At 69.9% G+C, this 16,722-nt stretch carries 16 protein-coding genes; 9 read left to right on the top strand and 7 right to left on the bottom strand.

Annotation, left to right across the window (positions count from 1 at the left end):
* Positions 1–47 precede the first annotated feature (47 nt).
* From AB6A69_RS12565 to AB6A69_RS12550, 4 genes are all read left to right on the top strand, one after another.
* A complete protein-coding gene (locus AB6A69_RS12565; RefSeq protein WP_371061026.1) occupies positions 48–1,379 on the top strand; it encodes an amidase in 1,332 nt (443 codons plus the stop codon).
* 140 nt (positions 1,380–1,519) lie between these two features.
* Positions 1,520–2,698 carry an aminotransferase class I/II-fold pyridoxal phosphate-dependent enzyme gene (locus tag AB6A69_RS12560; RefSeq protein WP_371061025.1) on the top strand — a complete coding sequence of 393 codons (1,179 nt, stop codon included), beginning with the start codon at positions 1,520–1,522 and terminating at the stop codon, positions 2,696–2,698.
* A 14-nt stretch (positions 2,699–2,712) separates the two neighbouring features.
* Positions 2,713–5,568 carry a DNA translocase FtsK 4TM domain-containing protein gene (locus tag AB6A69_RS12555; RefSeq protein WP_371061024.1) on the top strand — a complete coding sequence of 952 codons (2,856 nt, stop codon included), beginning with the start codon at positions 2,713–2,715 and terminating at the stop codon, positions 5,566–5,568.
* A 92-nt stretch (positions 5,569–5,660) separates the two neighbouring features.
* The gene (locus AB6A69_RS12550; protein ID WP_371061023.1) at positions 5,661–6,257 is read left to right on the top strand and encodes an outer membrane lipoprotein carrier protein LolA; all 597 of its coding nucleotides are present in this window, start codon (positions 5,661–5,663) and stop codon (positions 6,255–6,257) included.
* Here the strand turns inward: AB6A69_RS12550 and AB6A69_RS12545 are convergent.
* Positions 6,254–6,844 carry a lytic transglycosylase gene (locus AB6A69_RS12545; protein WP_371055172.1) on the bottom strand — a complete coding sequence of 197 codons (591 nt, stop codon included), beginning with the start codon at positions 6,842–6,844 and terminating at the stop codon, positions 6,254–6,256. The two genes, AB6A69_RS12550 and AB6A69_RS12545, sit on opposite strands and share 4 nt — an antisense overlap.
* Positions 6,845–7,040: 196 nt before the next feature.
* Here AB6A69_RS12545 and hspQ point away from each other — a divergent pair, with 196 nt between their 5' ends.
* Positions 7,041–7,367, top strand: coding sequence for a heat shock protein HspQ (hspQ, locus tag AB6A69_RS12540; protein WP_371038254.1), 327 nt, complete (start codon positions 7,041–7,043; stop codon positions 7,365–7,367).
* Positions 7,368–7,403: 36 nt separating this feature from the next.
* Here the strand turns inward: hspQ and AB6A69_RS12535 are convergent, their stop codons facing one another.
* The 3 genes from AB6A69_RS12535 to AB6A69_RS12525 all read right to left on the bottom strand — a co-directional run bounded on the left by AB6A69_RS12535 (position 7,404) and on the right by AB6A69_RS12525 (position 10,063).
* Complete coding sequence (locus AB6A69_RS12535; RefSeq protein ID WP_371061022.1) at positions 7,404–8,981, bottom strand: gamma-glutamyltransferase family protein; 1,578 nt, start codon at positions 8,979–8,981, stop codon at positions 7,404–7,406.
* Between the two features lie 190 nt (positions 8,982–9,171).
* Positions 9,172–9,681, bottom strand: a complete 510-nt coding sequence (locus tag AB6A69_RS12530) for an ATP-binding protein (protein ID WP_371061021.1) — start codon at positions 9,679–9,681, stop codon at positions 9,172–9,174.
* A gap of 28 nt (positions 9,682–9,709) precedes the next feature.
* Positions 9,710–10,063, bottom strand: a complete 354-nt coding sequence (locus AB6A69_RS12525; RefSeq protein ID WP_371055169.1) for an STAS domain-containing protein — start codon at positions 10,061–10,063, stop codon at positions 9,710–9,712.
* A gap of 103 nt (positions 10,064–10,166) precedes the next feature.
* On the opposite strand from AB6A69_RS12525, the gene AB6A69_RS12520 reads away from it, so the two are divergent.
* A complete protein-coding gene (locus tag AB6A69_RS12520) occupies positions 10,167–11,339 on the top strand; it encodes an acetyl-CoA C-acyltransferase (protein ID WP_371061020.1) in 1,173 nt (390 codons plus the stop codon).
* Positions 11,340–11,371: 32 nt separating this feature from the next.
* Positions 11,372–11,827 (top strand): GAF domain-containing protein, encoded by a 456-nt coding sequence (locus AB6A69_RS12515; protein ID WP_371061019.1) that lies wholly within the window; start codon positions 11,372–11,374, stop codon positions 11,825–11,827.
* A 19-nt stretch (positions 11,828–11,846) separates the two neighbouring features.
* Here the strand turns inward: AB6A69_RS12515 and AB6A69_RS12510 are convergent, their stop codons facing one another.
* Positions 11,847–12,686, bottom strand: coding sequence for a phosphate ABC transporter ATP-binding protein (locus tag AB6A69_RS12510; RefSeq protein ID WP_371061018.1), 840 nt, complete (start codon positions 12,684–12,686; stop codon positions 11,847–11,849).
* 104 nt (positions 12,687–12,790) lie between these two features.
* Positions 12,791–13,609 (bottom strand): sulfotransferase family protein, encoded by an 819-nt coding sequence (locus AB6A69_RS12505; protein WP_371061143.1) that lies wholly within the window; start codon positions 13,607–13,609, stop codon positions 12,791–12,793.
* A gap of 176 nt (positions 13,610–13,785) precedes the next feature.
* Here AB6A69_RS12505 and AB6A69_RS12500 point away from each other — a divergent pair, with 176 nt between their 5' ends.
* Both AB6A69_RS12500 and AB6A69_RS12495 read left to right on the top strand, forming a co-directional pair.
* A complete protein-coding gene (locus tag AB6A69_RS12500) occupies positions 13,786–15,363 on the top strand; it encodes a DUF5928 domain-containing protein (protein WP_371061017.1) in 1,578 nt (525 codons plus the stop codon).
* Positions 15,364–15,373: 10 nt separating this feature from the next.
* Positions 15,374–15,745 carry a histidine triad nucleotide-binding protein gene (locus AB6A69_RS12495; protein ID WP_371061016.1) on the top strand — a complete coding sequence of 124 codons (372 nt, stop codon included), beginning with the start codon at positions 15,374–15,376 and terminating at the stop codon, positions 15,743–15,745.
* Positions 15,746–15,757: 12 nt separating this feature from the next.
* On the opposite strand, the gene AB6A69_RS12490 is transcribed toward AB6A69_RS12495, so the two are convergent.
* Positions 15,758–16,693, bottom strand: a complete 936-nt coding sequence (locus AB6A69_RS12490; RefSeq protein WP_371038262.1) for an ABC transporter ATP-binding protein — start codon at positions 16,691–16,693, stop codon at positions 15,758–15,760.
* Positions 16,694–16,722 lie beyond the last annotated feature (29 nt).

The raw sequence follows: 16,722 nt of genomic DNA, 5'->3' as shown, positions 1-16,722 counted from the left end.
GCCGTGCCGCCGCTAGCCTCGCCTCCGAGCGCAACGGAGGGATGGCGATGGACGAGTGGCGGGGGATGAGCGCGGCGTCGCTCGGGCGTGGCATCGGGGCAGGCGAAATCGACCCCGTGGCGCTGACCGAGGTCTTTCTGGACGCGATCGAAGCGCATCCCGACAGCGGGCGCATCTATGCGCGGCTCACGCCCCGACGCGCCCGCGCCGAGGCGCAGGCCGCATCGGAGCGCGCGGCGGCGGGTCTGCGACGCTCGCCGCTCGACGGTGTGCCCGTAAGCTGGAAGGATCTCTTCGACACGGCCGGCACGGCCACGGAGGCGGGAAGCGCGCTTCTTGCCGGGCGCGTGCCCGACCGCGACGCCGAGGTGCTGGAAAACGCGACCGCGCTGGGCCTCGTCTGCCTCGGCAAGACCCACATGTCGGAATTCGCCTTCTCCGGGCTGGGCTACAACCCGGTGACCGGGACGCCGCCCTGCGTGAACGACCCCGGGGCGGCGCCGGGCGGCTCCTCTTCGGGGGCCGCGGCGTCGGTCGCCTTCGGCCTGGCGGCGGCCGCGGTGGGCTCGGACACCGGCGGATCGGTGCGGGTTCCCGCGGCGTGGAACGACCTCGTCGGACTGAAGACGACCTCGGGGCGGCTTTCGCTTTCGGGCGTCGTGCCGCTCGCCCCGCGTTTCGACACGGTGGGGCCGCTGACGCGCACGGTGGAGGACGCGGCGCTGATGCTGTCCGCGCTCGAGGGCGGGGCGCCCGCGGATCTTGCCGGCGCCGACCTGTCGGGGCGCCGCTTCGCCGCGCTGAGCACGGTCGCGCTCGACGAGCTGCGCGAGGGGCCGGCCGCGGCCCACGCCGATGCGCTGGCCCGGCTGGAGGGCGCCGGCGCCGAGATCGTCGAGCTTGCGGTGCCGGAGCTCGAGGAGGCGATGGCGCTCTCCGGCATCCTCTACACGTCCGAGGCCTACGGCGTCTGGCGCGAGACCATAGAGGCGCGTCCCGAGGCGATGTTTCCCGAGATCCTCGCGCGGTTCCGCGGCGGGGCCGAGCACGGCGCCGCGGACTACGTCGCCGCCTGGCGGACGCTGGAGCGTCTGCGCGGGGTCTGGGCGCGCGCCACGGCGGGCTTCGACGCGGTGCTGGCGCCGACCGTGCCGATCATGCCGCCCGAACTGGCGCGGCTCGAGACCGAGGACGCCTATTACCGCACCGAAAACCTGATGACGCTGCGCAACACCCGCATCGGCAACCTGATGGGGCTTGCCGCGCTCACCCTGCCCACCGGCCATCCGTCCTGCGGGCTGCAACTCCTGGCGCCGCCGACGGCCGAGCGCAGGCTCCTGCGGCTCGGCTCCGCGGCGGAGGTCGTTCTGGCCGCCTGAGCCACTCGTTTCGCGCCGCTATGGCCGCGAGGCCACAAGCCCCCGTCGTGCGGGGCTTTGGCTGGACGGGGCAGGGGGGATTTCGTATCGTGCCCCGCAAACGGGGCGTCAACGATCCCGTAGCCCGAGGCAGCAAGAGCATGTTTTCCGAGAGGTTCTCGACCCTCCCTCCCTACGCGTTCCCGCGTCTGCGGGCGCTGCTCGACGGCCATGCGCCGGGCGGGGAGGTCGTGAACATGTCGATCGGGGAGCCGCAGCACCCGTTCCCGCCCTTCGTGACGGAGATCGTCGCGCGCGAGTCGGCCGGTTTCGGCCGCTACCCGCCGAACGACGGCACGCCGGAACTGCGCGCGGCCTACGCCGACTGGCTGGCGCGGCGCTTCGGCGTGCGCGCGGACCCGGAGACGCAGGTCATGCCGCTCAACGGCACGCGCGAGGGGCTTTTCGACGCCGCTCTCGCGCTGGTGCCCGAGACGAAGGCGGGCCGGCGCGCGGCGGTGCTGATCCCGAACCCCTTCTACCAGGTCTACCTGGCGGCGGCGCTGGGGGCGGGGGCCGAGCCCGTGCTCGTTCCAGCGACGCCGGAGACGGGCCATCTGCCCGACATCGCCTCGCTGCCGGCCGAGACGCTCGACCGCGCGGCGGCGGTCTATCTCTGCTCGCCCGCGAACCCCCAGGGCGCGGTGGCCGGGCGCGACGACTGGCGCGCGCTGCTGGCGCTCGCCGAACGGCACGATTTCCGCATCCTGTCGGACGAATGCTACTCCGAGATCTACCGCGACGCGCCGCCGCCAGGCGGGCTCGAGATGGCGGCGGAGATGGGCGCCGACCCCGAGCGTGTGGTCGCCTTCCACTCGCTGTCGAAGCGATCGAACCTGCCGGGCCTGCGGTCGGGGATGCTGGCCGGCGGGCCCCGGGCCGTGGCGCGGATGAAACAGCTGCGCGCCTATGGCGGCGCGCCCCTGCCGCTGCCGCTGCAACGCGCCGCCGAGGCGGTCTGGGCCGACGAGACACATGTCGAGGAGAATCGCGCCCGCTACCGCGCGAAATACGCGGTGGCCGACGAGATCCTCGGCGACATCCCCGGCTACGAAAGCCCCGCGGCGGGCTTTTTCCTGTGGCTTCCGGTGGAAGACGGCGAGGCGGCCGCGGTGAAACTCTGGCGCGAGGCGGGGCTGCGCGTCCTGCCGGGCGCCTATCTCGCGCGGGACACCGGCGTGGGCAACCCGGGGGCGGGCTTCATCCGGGTGGCGATGGTCGCCCCCGAGGATGATCTGCGGCGCGGTCTGAAAAGCCTGCGCCGGGTTCTGTGGACGTGAGGACGAGGGGTAGAATGGCGTATCAGACACGCGGACGCGATCCGTTCTTCGACAGCGACACGGCCATGGCGATCGAGCGCCGGGGCAAGGAACTTCTGGGCCTCGCCCTGGTTCTGCTCGGCGCCGCCGCGGCGGCGATGATCCTGTCCTACACGCCCGACGACCCGAGCTGGATGAGCGCGACCGACGCGCCGGTACAGAACTGGCTGGGCCGCGTCGGCGCCACCCTCGCCGCGCCGCTGTTCATGATCGTGGGGTGGGGCAGCCTGGGCATCGCGGTGGTGCTGGGCACCTGGGGGATTCGCTTCGCGCTTCATCGCGGCGAGGACCGTGCGATCGGGCGGCTCGTCTTCGCGCCGATCTGGATCGCCTTCGCCTCGGTCTACGCCTCCACGCTGGTGCCGGGCGAGGGCTGGGCCCACCCGTTCGGCATGGGCGGCCTTTTCGGCGACACCGTGCTCGCCGCAATCCTCACGGTCGCGCCCGTTGCCGCGGGCGCGGGGCTGAAGGTCGCCTCGGCCGTGATGGCGTTGCTGCTGCTGGCGATGGGCGCCTTCGTGCTGGGCTTCACCCGCGCCGAGGTCCGTGCCGCCTTGCGCTTCCTGCTCTTCGGGCTCGTGATGACCTACGCGGCGCTCGTGGCGCTGCTGGGACGCGCGGCGCGCGGCCTGGTCGCCACGGGGCGGCAGCTGCGCGGCGCGCAGGAAGGGTGGCGCGCGCGCCGTGCCGAGACGGCGGCGCGTCGCGCGGACGACGATCTCGTGGCGTGCGACGACGCGGAGGATCCCGCCCCGCCGCCGCGTGCGCCCGCGGGCGGGTTGCTCTCGCGGGTGCCGGCGCTGGTGCGCCGGGCCGACCCGATGCCGGAGCCCGAGCTGGTCGAGACCATGCTTCCCGGCGACGACGACGAGCCCATGCCGGGAGAGGACCGCATCCGCGCGCGCATCGCGGACGCCATCCGCGCCCGCACGCGCAAGCCCATGACGATCGTGCCCGAGGCATCGCTCACGGGCGGGCGCGGCCGTGGCCCGGACCCGCTCGTGCTGGACACGAGCCGCCCGCGGGCGGCCCGGGCAGAGCCGCCTCTGACCTCGGGCATGCCCGTCCCGCCCGCCGAGCCGCCCCTGACGGCGCGGCCCGATCGGCATGAGACGCCGCACACCGCCTTCGAGGACGAGCCCGATGACGGGGACGAGGCACAGGAGATGGCGGCATTCCGGTCCGAGCCCATGCAGATCCCGGCCGCGCAGCCGTCGCGGCCGAAGGTGGAGCAGCCGGTGCGCCGCGCGCCCGCCCCCTCGCGCCGGGCGCGGGAAGAGGCGCAGCCCTCGTTGCAGTTCGACGAGGCGCAAGGCTCGTCCTATGAGCTGCCGCCGCTGGGGCTGCTGGCCAACCCCGCCGCGATCGAGCGGCTCCACCTGTCCGAGGACGCGCTCGAACAGAACGCGCGGATGCTCGAAAGCGTGCTCGACGACTATGGCGTGAAGGGCGAGATCGTGAGCGTCCGCCCGGGCCCGGTCGTCACCATGTACGAGCTCGAGCCCGCGCCGGGGCTGAAGGCGAGCCGCGTGATCAACCTGGCCGACGACATCGCGCGCTCGATGTCCGCGCTGTCGGCGCGGGTCTCCACCGTGCCGGGCCGCTCGGTCATCGGCATCGAGCTTCCCAACGAGAAGCGCGAGATGGTGCTTCTGCGCGAGATCCTCGCCTCGCGCGAGTTCGGGGACGGCACGCAGAAACTGCCGCTCGCGCTGGGCAAGGACATCGGCGGCGCGTCGGTGGTGGCGAACCTGTCGAAGATGCCGCATCTGCTGATCGCGGGCACCACCGGCTCGGGCAAGTCGGTGGCGATCAACACGATGATCCTGAGCCTTCTCTACAAGCTCACGCCCGAGGATTGCCGTCTCATCATGATCGACCCGAAGATGCTGGAACTTTCCGTCTATGACGGCATTCCGCATCTGCTCTCGCCCGTGGTCACCGATCCCAAGAAGGCGGTCGTGGCGCTCAAGTGGGTCGTGGGCGAGATGGAGGAACGCTACCGCAAGATGTCCAAGATGGGCGTGCGCAACATCGACGGCTACAACTCCCGCGTGGCCGACGCGCTGGCCAAGGGCGAGATGTTCTCGCGCACCGTCCAGACGGGCTTCGACGACGAGACCGGAGAGCCCGTCTTCGAGACGGAGGAGTTCGCCCCCGAGAAGATGCCTTACATCGTCGTGATCGTGGACGAGATGGCCGACCTGATGATGGTCGCGGGCAAGGAGATCGAGGCCTGCATCCAGCGGCTGGCGCAGATGGCGCGCGCGAGCGGGATCCATCTCATCATGGCCACGCAGCGCCCGTCGGTGGACGTGATCACCGGCACCATCAAGGCGAACTTTCCCACGCGCATCAGCTTCCAGGTGACCTCCAAGATCGACAGCCGCACGATCCTGGGCGAGATGGGCGCCGAGCAGCTCCTGGGCCAGGGCGACATGCTCTACATGGCCGGCGGCGCCCGCATCACGCGTTGCCACGGCCCCTTCGTTTCCGACGAGGAAGTGGAGGAAATCGTCCGCCATCTGAAATCCTACGGCGCGCCCGACTACGTCTCGGGGGTGGTCGAGGGGCCCGATGACGAAAAGTCCGGTGACATCGACGCGGTTCTGGGCCTTGGCGGGAACACGGACGGGGACGACTCGCTTTACGATCAGGCCGTGGCGATCGTGGCGCGCGACAGGAAGTGCTCGACCTCCTATGTCCAGCGCAAGCTCGGCATCGGCTACAACAAGGCCGCCCGGCTCGTGGAGCAGATGGAGGACGCGGGCGTCGTCACGGCGGCCAACCACGTCGGCAAGCGCGAGATCCTGTTGCCCGAGCCGCAGTAGCGGCCGCGGGCGACAGGCGACGCGGCGCCGCTCGCGGCAAAGTGAGCGAGATTGCGGATGCGCGGCCTGCGCGCAGTGGTTAAATGCAATTCATGAACATGCGGTCCGTCCTCCTCGCCGCGGGGCTCGCCCTCGCCTCCGCGCTTCCGGCCGCCGCCGAGAAGCTGTCGCTTTCGGCGCTCTCCGCCTATCTCAACAGTTTCGAGACGGCGCGGGGCGCCTTCACGCAGATCAACGACGACGGCACGATCCAGACGGGCACCATCTATATCCGGCGGCCGGGCCGGGTGCGGTTCGAATACGATCCCCCCGAAGAGACGCTCGTGCTGGCCTCGGGCGGCGCCGTGGCCGTGTTCGACCCCAAGGGCAATTCCGGCCCCGAAACCTACCCGCTGGAGCGCACGCCTCTCAAGATCATCCTCGCACGGCAGGTGGACCTCTCGCGGGAGCGGATGGTGACCGCGCACGATCATGACGGCAGTGCGACGACCGTCACCGCGCAGGATCCCGAAAACCCCGACTACGGGAACATCCAGCTCGTCTTCACCGGCCCGCCGGTCGAGCTGCGCCAATGGAAGGTGAACGACAGCGGCGGGGGCTCGACCACGGTGGTGCTGGGCGATCTGGAGCTTGGGCCGTCGCTGCCGAACCGGCTGTTCAACATCCAGCTCAATACACGGCAGCGCTAGCGCGCGGCGCGGCAGTTCGAAAGCTGGGCCCCGTAGAGCACGGCACGCGTCTGCACGTCGTCGGCCACGCGGACGAGCCACGATTTCGCGTTGTAGCTGCCCCGCGCGAAACCTGTATGGCCCTCGTGATAGGCGAGATACTGGTTGCGCGCGTCGCTGAGCGGGATGCCGTTCCGCTCCCGGCTCTTGGTCATGTACCAGCCCATGAAGTCGGTGGCGTCGCGGATATCGTCGCGCCGCGCCCGGCGCGCCCCGGTCTCGCGCTGGTATTCCTCCCAGGTGCCGTCGAGCGCCTGGCTGTAACCGTAGGCGGAGCTTTGCCGACCCATGGGCAGTACGCCCAGCGTGTAGCGGAACGGCGTGCGCGCATCGCCTATGAACTTGCTTTCCTGGTACATGGCCGCCATCTGCACGGAGACGGGCACGCCCCATTTCCGTTCCGTCGCGCGGAAGGCGCGGTAGTAGTGGGGCCGCTCGGTCGCGATCGCGCAGGCGTCATCCAGATTGCGCGGCGCGGCATACTGTGTTTTGGCGCCGCAGGACGCCAGGAGAAGCGCGGTCAGAAGCGCGCCGAGAATTCTGCTCATCTGCCTCGTGTCCGGTTCTGCGCCGATTGGGGCAAGTGTAACGCAACGCACCCTTGGGGGGAAACAGCAATCCACGCGGCGCCGCCGGTCACGTTTCATTGTGACTGCGCGAGTCACAGTCTGTTTCCGGGGCAACGGGTTCCGGGGAATGGACAAGCCGTGCAATAAACGATTAAAAGGTTAGCGGGGCTATACCATGTTAAAAACGCGCGCCAAATATTGTATCGGTCAAGTGGTCCGACATCGAAAGCACCCCTTTCGGGGCGTGGTGTTCGACGTGGACCCCGAATTCAACAACACCGAGGAATGGTACCAGGCCATCCCCGAGGACAGCCGCCCGGCACGCCAGCAGCCCTTCTACCACCTGCTCGCCGAGAACGACGACAGCTTCTACGTGGCCTACGTGTCCGAGCAGAACCTCGTCGCCGACTACTCGGGCGAGCCGGTCGACCATCCCGACATTCCCGAACTTTTCGGGCCTTTCCAGGACGGTCACTACGATCTGCACTTCCAGTTGAACTGATGAAGGCCCGGCGCGCCTGCGCGCACCGGGACGCGATCAGTAGCCCAGCGCGCAGCCATCCTTGCGGGGATCGGAGGCGCCTTCGAGAACCCCGTCCTCGTGGATCCGGATCGCCTGAGCACCGCCGAGCGGGCGCGCGGGCGTGACCACCTTGTGGCCCAGTTCGGCCAGCGCGGCGCGGGTGGCGTCGGGGTAGCCGCGTTCCAGCCGCAGGTCTCCCGCCTCGGAAAAGGCGCGCGGCGCGTCGAGCGCGGCTTGCGGATCCATCCCGAAATCGACGAGGTTGGTCATCACCCGCGCGTGGCCCGTCGGCTGATAGCCGCCGCCCATCACGCCGAACGGCATCGTCACGCGACCGTTCTCGCGCAGCATCGCCGGGATGATCGAGTGCAGCGGGCGCTTGCGCGGTCCCAGCTCGTTCGGGTGGCCCGCCTCCAGCGTGAAGGCCGCGCCGCGGTTCTGAAGCAGGATCCCGAACCGCTCCGAGGCGAGGCCCGAGCCGAACCCGTGGAAGATCGAGTAGATCAGCGAGACGGCCCGGCGGTCGCGGTCCACCACGGTGATGTAGACGGTCTCCTTGTGCTCGGCCCAGGCGGGCGCGGGCGGCGGCGGCAGCACCGCATCGGCCCTTATGCGCGCCGCCAGCCTGCGCGCCGTCTCCGGCGCGAGCATCGCCTCGGCCGCCGCGGCGTGGTCCGGATCTGCGATCAGGCGGTCCCGTTCCTGGTGGGCGAGCTTGGCCGCCTCGGTCTCCAGATGCGTGCGCTCGGGCCCTAGCGGATCGAGCGATGCGAGGTCGAACTCCGCCAGCATGTGCGCCATCAGGATCGCCGTCGCGCCCTGTCCGTTGGGCGGATGCTCGACAAGCTCCACGTCCTTGTAGCGCCCCGAGACCGGCGCCGCGGTCATGGAGGCGGTCGCCGCGAAGTCCTCGGCGGTGTGCACGCCGCCATGGGCGTTCAGCACCGCCAGCATGTCCTCGGCGACCTCGCCCGTGTAGAAGGCATCGCGCCCGTCGCGCGCGATGCGGCGCAGCACCTCCGCCTGTCCGGGCGCGCGGAAGATCGCGCCGGGGGCGGGTGCGGTGCCGTTCACGGCGTAGATGTCGCGCGCGGCGCCTTGCAGCACCGCGGCGTCGCCCGCCCAGTCGAAGGCCACCCGCGGCGCCACCGGCACGCCGTTTTCCGCCGCCGCGATGGCGGGAGCGAGCAGCGCGTCGATGCCGAGCCGCCCGTGACGTTCCGCCAGAGTGCAGAACGCGTCGATGGCGCCGGGCACCGTCACGGCCTGTGCGCCGTAGGGCGGGATGGTGGTCAGCCCCTCGGCGCGCAGCGCCTCCGGATCCGCGGCCGCGGGCGCGCGGCCGGAGCCGTTCAGCGCGGTCACCTCTCCGGTGGACGGATCGGACAGAAGCGCGAAGCAGTCCCCCCCGATGCCGGTCATCTGCGGTTCGCAAAGGCCGAGCATGACGGCCCCCGCGACGGCCGCATCGGCGGCCGTGCCGCCCTGGCGCAGGATGTCCACCGCCGTCAGCGCGGCGAGCGGGTGCGACGTGGCGCACATGCCCTCGGTGGAGAAGACGGCCGAGCGGCCGGGTGTCTGGAAATCGCGCATGATGCCCTCCCCGCATGACGCAAGCCGCCGGGTTTTCGCGGCTGCCGTGCCGGATTGCAAGGCTCGGGACGATGAAGGGGGAAGACCTCGGTACCGCGCACTGGGTGGGGGCTGTTGACGACGCGGCACCGAGGGAAGCCTAAGCAGCTACAAAGCTGTTGTCGCCCGGCATTCTGTCCGCCTTTGGGACTCATTGCGGCGTTTTCGGGGCAGTCGTGGCGCCGGGCGCTTTCAGGCAAAGCGCCAGCCGGAGTTCGTTGCGCCCGTATCGGCGCCTGTAGCGCACGTCCCGCGCCAGGCTGTGGATGAGCGGCCAGCCGAAGCCGCCCTCGGGCAGGGTGGCCTTCGGCCCCGCGAGGGACGGAAACTGCCCCGCGGGAAGGCGCCCGCCGGGCATTGGGCGTCCGTCATCCGAGACGGAAAGGTCGAGTCTGCCCTCGCGCACCCGGACCTCCACGCGGATGGCGCAGGGCGCGTCCGACGCATGGGCGTGTTCGACCACGTTGTTCAGCACTTCGGCAAGCACCAGTTCGGTGGCCGTCCGACCCGCGCAGTCGCCGAGATGCGGGGCGAGCCCGGCCATCACCCGCCCGAGCGCGGTCCGGACGTCCGCCGGCCGGGCCGCGCAGCGGGCGACGACCCGGCGGTCGCCGGTCCGAGAGGGGCCACCCGACGCCTGCACGTGGGGGGGCGCGCTCATCGCAGCGACCCGCCGGCGGCTGGGAGCATCAGCCGCCCGCCCCGGTGAGGGCGGTGTCGACGCTGTCGTGGATGGTGAAGATCGTGTCCATGCGGGTCAGGCGGAACACCTTGTCCACCGCCGGGGCCAGCGCCGCGAGTTCGAGCCGGGCGGCGCCGTCGAGCTGCTTCATCGCGGCGACGATGGCGCCGAGCCCGCTCGAATCGATGAACTCCACCCGCCCGAGATCGAGCAGAACGCGCCCCGGCGTGCCGCCGCCGGGGTCGGGCGCCGTGATCTCGCGCATCCTGTCCTTGAAGCGAATCGCCACGAAGGCGTCGATCCGCGGCTCGGCCACCGACACGAGCCGCACGCCGTCCCTGTCCTGCACCGAAAGTTCCATCGTCATCCCCGGCCGGCCATCCTCTTGCGAGGAGATGCTAGACCCGATTCCTTACCATCCGGTATTGAGACGCGGGAGCCATGCCCAGCCAGGGGGAAAGAAGATGAGCGAAGTCGTGATCGCCGGGGCGGCGCGCACCGCGATGGGCGGGTTGCAGGGCGTGTTCGCCGGGATGCCGGCCGCGGAACTGGGTGGCGCCGCCATCTCCGCGGCCCTGGGCGAAGCTGCCCGCCCGGAGGTGGACGAGCTGGTGATGGGCTGCGTGCTGCCCGCCGGGCAGGGGCAGGCGCCGGCGCGGCAGGCCGGTTTCGCCGCCGGTCTAGGCGAGGAGGTGCCAGCCACCACGCTGAACAAGATGTGCGGCTCGGGGATGAAGGCGGCGATGGTGGCCTTCGACCAGATCGCACTCGGCCAGGCGCGGGTCGTGGTGGCCGGCGGCATGGAAAGCATGTCGCGCGCGCCTTACCTCTTGCCCGCGATGCGCGGCGGGGCGCGGATCGGCCATCAGCAGGCGGTCGATCACATGTTTCTCGACGGGCTCGAGGACGCCTACGACAAGGGTCGGCTCATGGGCACCTTCGCCGAGGATTGCGCCGAACACTACCGGTTCACCCGCGAGGCGCAGGACGCCTATGCGCTGGGCTCCCTCGAAGGCGCGCTGAAGGCGCAGGAAAGCGGCGCCTTCGCGCGCGAGATCGCGCCGGTCACGGTGCGTGGCCGCAAGGGCGAGAGTGTGGTCGCCCAGGACGAGCAGCCCGGCCAGGCGCGACCCGACAAGATCCCGCAGCTCAGGCCCGCTTTCCGCGAGGGCGGCACGGTCACGGCCGCGAACGCCTCCTCGATCTCCGACGGGGCCGCCGCGCTCGTGCTCGCGGCGCGCGACACGGCCGAGGCCATCGGCATGACGGTGCGCGCACGCGTGCTCGGCCACGCCTCGCACGCGCAGGCGCCGGGATGGTTCACCACCGCCCCGGTGCCCGCGGCGCGCAAGCTGCTGGACCGGATCGGCTGGCAGGTGGGCGATGTCGATCTCTGGGAGGTCAACGAGGCCTTCGCCGTGGTGCCCATGGCCTTCATGCGCGAGATGGGGCTGCCGCGGGACATCGTGAACGTGCACGGTGGCGCCTGCGCGCTCGGCCATCCCATCGGCGCATCGGGCGCGCGGATCATGGTCACGCTGCTCAACGCGCTGGAGACCCGCGGGCTGAAGCGTGGCGTGGCGGCCATCTGCATCGGCGGCGGCGAGGGCACGGCGATCGCGATCGAGCGGATCTGATCGCCGACACGGCAAGCGAGGGGAGGCCACCGATGACGGTTGATTACGCGGAGCTCGCCCGCACGGTGGCGGCGCTGACGGAGGGCGAGACGGACCCGGTGGCGCTGATGGCGACGCTCGCCTGCGAGATCCACCACGCCGATGCGCGTTTCGACTGGACGGGATTCTACCGCGTCACCGAGCCCGGGCTTCTGAAGATCGGCCCCTACCAGGGCGGGCACGGCTGCCTGACGATCCCGTTCGACCGGGGCGTCTGCGGTGCCGCGGCCCGCACCGGCGAGGTGCAGATCGTGGATGATGTGGAGGCGTTCCCGGGCCATATCGCGTGCTCTTCCTCTACCCGGTCCGAGATCGTGCTGCCGGTCCACGACGGCGCGGGCCGGCTGATCGCCGTTCTCGACATCGACAGCGACCGCCCCGCCGCCTTCGGCCTGGACGACGCGGCGGGCCTCGGCGCGATCCTCGCGGAGACGTTCGGTCGGTTCTGACGCCGTCCGGCGCCAGGGTTCAGCCGAACTTGCCCTTGATGAACGCGCGAGCCTCGGGGTCCTGCGCGGCGCTGAACATCATCTCGGTCGGCGCGATCTCGCGCAGTTCGCCCAGATGGAAGTAGGCCACGCGGTCGGCCACCCGGCGCGCCTGCATCATCGAGTGGGTGGCGACCACGACCGCATGGCGCGTCTTGATCTCCAACAGAAGATCCTCGACCTTCTGGGTCGCGATCGGGTCGATGGAGCCCGTGGGCTCGTCCATCAGGAGCACGTCGGGCATGGTGGCGAGCGCGCGCGCGATGCAGAGGCGCTGCTGCTGGCCGCCCGACAGGTCGGTGGCTTCCAGGTCGCGCAGGTGATCCTTCACCTCGTCCCAGAGATGCGCGCGGCGCAGGCAGTCCTCAACATGGTCGGCGAGTTCCGCGCGACTGCCGGTCAGGCCGTGGATCTTCGCGCCGTAGGCCACGTTGTCCCAGATGCTCATGGGAAAGGGGTTGGGCTTCTGCGCGACCCAGCCGAATCGGCGCCGGTGAAGCGGCGGATCGACGTCGCGCGCGTGGATGTCGTGCCCGTCCATCAAGACGCTGCCCTCGATCCGGACGCCGCGGGTGTCGTCGTGCATCCGGTTGAGAACCTTCAGCATGGTGGACTTGCCGCAGCCCGAGGGCCCGATGAAGGCGAGGACCTCGCGCGGGTAGAGATCGAAACTCATATCTTTCAGCGCGTGCGTGCCGTCGCCGTACCAAAGGTTCAGATCGCGTATTTCGATGATCGGCGCGGCGTTGTCGCGCGCATTTCCGTCTGGCCGGTCCGCGGCCCCGTTCTGGTCGAACATGTCGTCCTCCCGTTCGTGCATGAGCAGGAGGGTGCCCGGCGCCGTCCGACGGGCGATTGATCTGGGTCACGCGCCCGCGGATTTCACAAAAGTTTCACGTTGCACCGGAACCCGCGCCGTGCCGCTCACTCGCCGAGCTTGGCGTGCACCTCCTCGAGGTCGATCTCTCCCACGGGCATCCGGTTGGCCGGGTTCTCGAAATCGTAGCGGAAGAGCTCGAAATCCCGATTGTAGATCTCGTAGACGAGGTGCATCGACAGATCGTCGAAGTAGTCCTCCACCGGGTGCAGGCGCTGCGGGCCGTGGCCCGAGCTTTCGTTGAAGCGCGGCACCTGCGCCAGATCGACGGGGTGGGGCGTCTCTATCGCGTCGAGAACCGCCTGCATCCCCTCGTCGAACCTTTCGGTCCAGAAGATGCGGTCGTAGCGTCCGCCGTTCAGGATGAAGGTGGAGACATGGCCCGAGACGGCGGACCAGTGGATGTCGGGCTCCATCGGGCGTTTCCAGCGGATCGTGTCGCGGGCGAAGAGCAGGAAGCGGCGGAAGCTCTTGATCTGGTCGAACTCCTGCCAGCCGTCCGCGCCGCCCACCTCGATCCCATATTTCTGGATCACCGTGGGCACGAGGTTGCCGCGGTAGCGCCGCCCGTTGCGCTGGATGCCGCAGATCTTGTCGAAGAAGGAGGACAGGATCCGGCTGTAGGGATTGCGCACGCAGGTGAAGGCGACCGCGCCGCGCGCCCTCACCGTCTCCTCGATGCGCGGCTGGCTTTCCGGCTGCGCCCACTTGTGCAGACCCTCGGTCGCGTCGTGGATGTCGCCGTCATAGTAGCGCCCGTGATCGGAGTAGTAGAGGATCTGCCCGATCGTGGAGCACGCGCATTTCGGCACCACGCGGTAGACCACGCTGCCGCTTTCGGTCATCCATGTGCCTGGAAAGCCGATGGGTCCTGCCTCCGTCAGCCGCTTCGGGCCCTGCCTGTCTGGCGGTATACCGCGAGGCGGCGAAACAGGGAAAGAACCTATCGCGCCGAAGCGCCGGGAAACACTGTTTCTCCGGCGCGGCTTCGGCGGTATCAACGTCGGAACCGGGAGCGGACACGGGGGGGCGGCGCGCAGGTTTGGCCAGGATCGCGTTCATACTTCTTTGCCACAAGGATCCCGACGCGATCGTCAAGCAGGCGCAGCGGCTGACGGCCGCGGGCGACTGCATCGCCATCCACCTCGACGCGCGCGCGGATCCCGGGCATTTCGCGCGCATTCGCGCCGCGCTGCGCGACAACCCCGCCGTGACCTTTGCGAAACGGCGGGTCAGATGTGGCTGGGGGGAATGGTCGCTGGTTCAGGCGACGCTCAACGCGGTCGAGGCCGCGCTCGGCGCCTTTCCCGAGGCCACGCATTTCTACATGCTGTCCGGCGACTGCATGGCGATCAAGTCGGCGGAATACGCCCATGCCTTCCTCGACGCGCGCGACGCCGACTACATCGAAAGCGTCGATTTCTTCGCCTCCGACTGGATCCGGACGGGGATCAGGGAGGAACGGCTGATCTACCGGCACTGGTTCAACGAGCGCCGGCAGAAGCGGCTGTTCTACGCCTCGCTCGACATCCAGCGCCGCCTCGGGCTGGCGCGGCGCGTGCCCGCCGACCTGGAAATGATGATCGGCAGCCAGTGGTGGTGCCTGCGCCGCCGCACGGTGGAGGCGATCCTGGGGTTCCTGGCCGGGCGGCCCGACGTCGTCCGCTTCTTCCGGACCACATGGATCCCGGACGAGACGACGTTCCAGACGCTGGTGCGCCACCTCGTGCCCGAGACCGAGATCGAAAGCCGCACGCTGACCTTTCTCATGTTCTCCGACTACGGGGTGCCGGTCACCTTCTACAACGACCACTACGACCTGCTGCTGAGCCAGGATGCGCTTTTCGCCCGCAAGATCAGCCCCGAGGCGCGCGATCTGAAGCGCCGGCTCGGCCATCTCTACGCCTCCGAGGGCACCGAGTTCCAGATCTCGGACGAGGGGCGGAGCCTTTACAGGTTCCTCACCGGGCGCGGCCGCATCGGCCGGCGCTTCGCGCCGCGCTTCTGGGAGGCAGAGGGCACGCTCGGCCACGAGCGCGAGCTGCTGATCGTGGTGTGCAAGAAATGGCATGTCGCCAAGCGCCTCGTCGGGCGCATTCGGCAGATGACGAACCTGCCCTGCGCCGAGTATCTCTTCAACGAGGAGACCGCCGAACTGCCCGATCTGGGCGGCATCCAGAAAAGCATGGAAAAGCGCCATCGCCACCGCCGCGCGCTGATGCGGATGCTGTTCGACTATCACGGCGCCGACCGGCTCGTGGTGTGCATGGATCCCGCCGATCTCGATCTCATGCTGGATTTCGGCCGCGATCGCTCGGTCACGCGGATCCTGGAGATCGAGTGCGCCTTTACCGATGCCTATCTCGTCGGACATGCGATGCGTGTCGGACTGGCCGGGCCGCGCACGCCGCGTGAGACGCTGGAACGGCTGCTGCCGACGATCCGCAACGAGATCGCCTTCGAAAGCGACCGCATCCGCGAGGCGGGCTTTGCGCATCACTACCGCCTGCGCGAGAACGACCCGCCCGAGGCCAACGCCCGGCCGCTGGCGGAATTCCTTGCGATCGGCGACGCACAGGCGCTAGAGATCGCGCGCACCCAGCATCTGTTTGCCGACTGAGGGGACGGGGATGGCCTACGCCTACGACGACCAGAACGTGTTCGCGAAGATTCTGCGCGGGGAGATCCCCAACGACACCGTGATGGAGACCGAGCACAGCCTCGCCTTTCGCGACATCCAGCCCCAGGCGCCGGTGCATGTGCTGGTGATCCCGAAAGGCCCCTACGTGTCCTTCGACCACTTCGCGCAGGAAGCGTCGGAGGCGGAGATCGTCGATTACGTCCGCACGGTGGGCGAAGTCTGCCGCATGGAGGGCGTGGAGGAGCAGGGCTTCCGCCTCATCTCGAACGCGGGCCGCGACGGCGTGCAGGAGGTGCCGCATCTCCACGTGCACGTCCTCGCCGGCCGTCCGCTCGGCCGGATGCTGGCGCGCGCGGAGTAGCCGCGCGGCGCGTCACTCCGCGCGGGTGCGCGTGAGCGACAGGAACACGTCCTCCAGGTCGGGCTCTTCCGAGCGTACGTCGCGGATCGAGATGCCCGCCGCGCGCACCGCGTCCAGCACCGCCCCGGCCTGCGTGCGCCGGGTCTGGTAGCTCAGCGCGAGCGCGCCGTCGGCGCGGCGCTCCACCGTCACGCCCTCCGCTTCCGGCAGGCGCGGCACCTCGCCATCGGGTTGGACCACGAGCGTCTTGGCGTCGAAGCGCGCCAGCAGGGCCGGGGTGCTGTCATGGGCGACCACGAGGCCCTCGTGGATGATGGCGATCTCGTCGCACATCTGCTCGGCCTCCTCGAGGTAGTGGGTGGTCAGGATGATCGTCATCCCCTGCTCGTTCAGCCGCCGGACATTGGCCCAGAGCATCTGGCGCAGCTCGATGTCCACGCCCGCGGTGGGCTCGTCGAGGACGAGCACCTGGGGATCGTGGACGAGCGCCTTGCCGAGCAGGAGCCGCCGGCGCATGCCCCCCGACAGCGTGCGGGCATAGGCCTCGGCCTTGTCCTCGAGCCCGACGAGGCGAAGGATCTCGGCGGTGCGACGCTGCGATTTCGGCACGCCGTAGAGCCCGGCCTGCACCTCCAGCAGCGCCCGCGGCGTGAAGAACGGGTCGAGGTTCAGTTCCTGCGGCATCACCCCGATCGCGGCGCGCGACTGGCGCGGGTTCACGTCCTGGTCGAAGCCCCAGATCGCGACCCGGCCCGCCGTTTTCAGCACCAGCCCGGCCAGGATGTTGATCAGCGTCGACTTGCCGGCCCCGTTGGGGCCCAGAAGGCCGAAGACGGACCCTTCCGGCACCGCGAGATCGACGCCGCGCAGCGCGTGCTTGGGCGCCGCGCCGCGCCCCCCCGCATAGGTCTTCGTCAGCCCTTCGATCTCGATCGCGTTGCCGGCCATGTCGCCCTTGTCCCTGCCTCGCTCATCGC

Source organism: Rhodosalinus sp. 5P4, from assembly GCF_041365695.1.
GTDB lineage: Bacteria > Pseudomonadota > Alphaproteobacteria > Rhodobacterales > Rhodobacteraceae > Rhodosalinus.
This window is presented reverse-complemented; position numbering and strand designations above follow the sequence as displayed.

Bases quoted from the DNA above. Each gene is read 5' to 3' on its own strand.
- AB6A69_RS12565 (WP_371061026.1), top strand. From the start codon at position 48: ATGGACGAGTGGCGGGGGATGAGCGCGGCGTCGCTCGGGCGTGGCATC.
- AB6A69_RS12560 (WP_371061025.1), top strand. From the start codon at position 1,520: ATGTTTTCCGAGAGGTTCTCGACCCTCCCTCCCTACGCGTTCCCGCGT.
- AB6A69_RS12555 (WP_371061024.1), top strand. From the start codon at position 2,713: ATGGCGTATCAGACACGCGGACGCGATCCGTTCTTCGACAGCGACACG.
- AB6A69_RS12550 (WP_371061023.1), top strand. From the start codon at position 5,661: ATGAACATGCGGTCCGTCCTCCTCGCCGCGGGGCTCGCCCTCGCCTCC.
- AB6A69_RS12545 (WP_371055172.1), bottom strand. From the start codon at position 6,844: ATGAGCAGAATTCTCGGCGCGCTTCTGACCGCGCTTCTCCTGGCGTCC.
- hspQ (WP_371038254.1), top strand. From the start codon at position 7,041: ATGTTAAAAACGCGCGCCAAATATTGTATCGGTCAAGTGGTCCGACAT.
- AB6A69_RS12535 (WP_371061022.1), bottom strand. From the start codon at position 8,981: ATGCGCGATTTCCAGACACCCGGCCGCTCGGCCGTCTTCTCCACCGAG.
- AB6A69_RS12530 (WP_371061021.1), bottom strand. From the start codon at position 9,681: ATGAGCGCGCCCCCCCACGTGCAGGCGTCGGGTGGCCCCTCTCGGACC.
- AB6A69_RS12525 (WP_371055169.1), bottom strand. From the start codon at position 10,063: ATGGAACTTTCGGTGCAGGACAGGGACGGCGTGCGGCTCGTGTCGGTG.
- AB6A69_RS12520 (WP_371061020.1), top strand. From the start codon at position 10,167: ATGAGCGAAGTCGTGATCGCCGGGGCGGCGCGCACCGCGATGGGCGGG.
- AB6A69_RS12515 (WP_371061019.1), top strand. From the start codon at position 11,372: ATGACGGTTGATTACGCGGAGCTCGCCCGCACGGTGGCGGCGCTGACG.
- AB6A69_RS12510 (WP_371061018.1), bottom strand. From the start codon at position 12,686: ATGCACGAACGGGAGGACGACATGTTCGACCAGAACGGGGCCGCGGAC.
- AB6A69_RS12495 (WP_371061016.1), top strand. From the start codon at position 15,374: ATGGCCTACGCCTACGACGACCAGAACGTGTTCGCGAAGATTCTGCGC.
- AB6A69_RS12490 (WP_371038262.1), bottom strand. From the start codon at position 16,693: ATGGCCGGCAACGCGATCGAGATCGAAGGGCTGACGAAGACCTATGCG.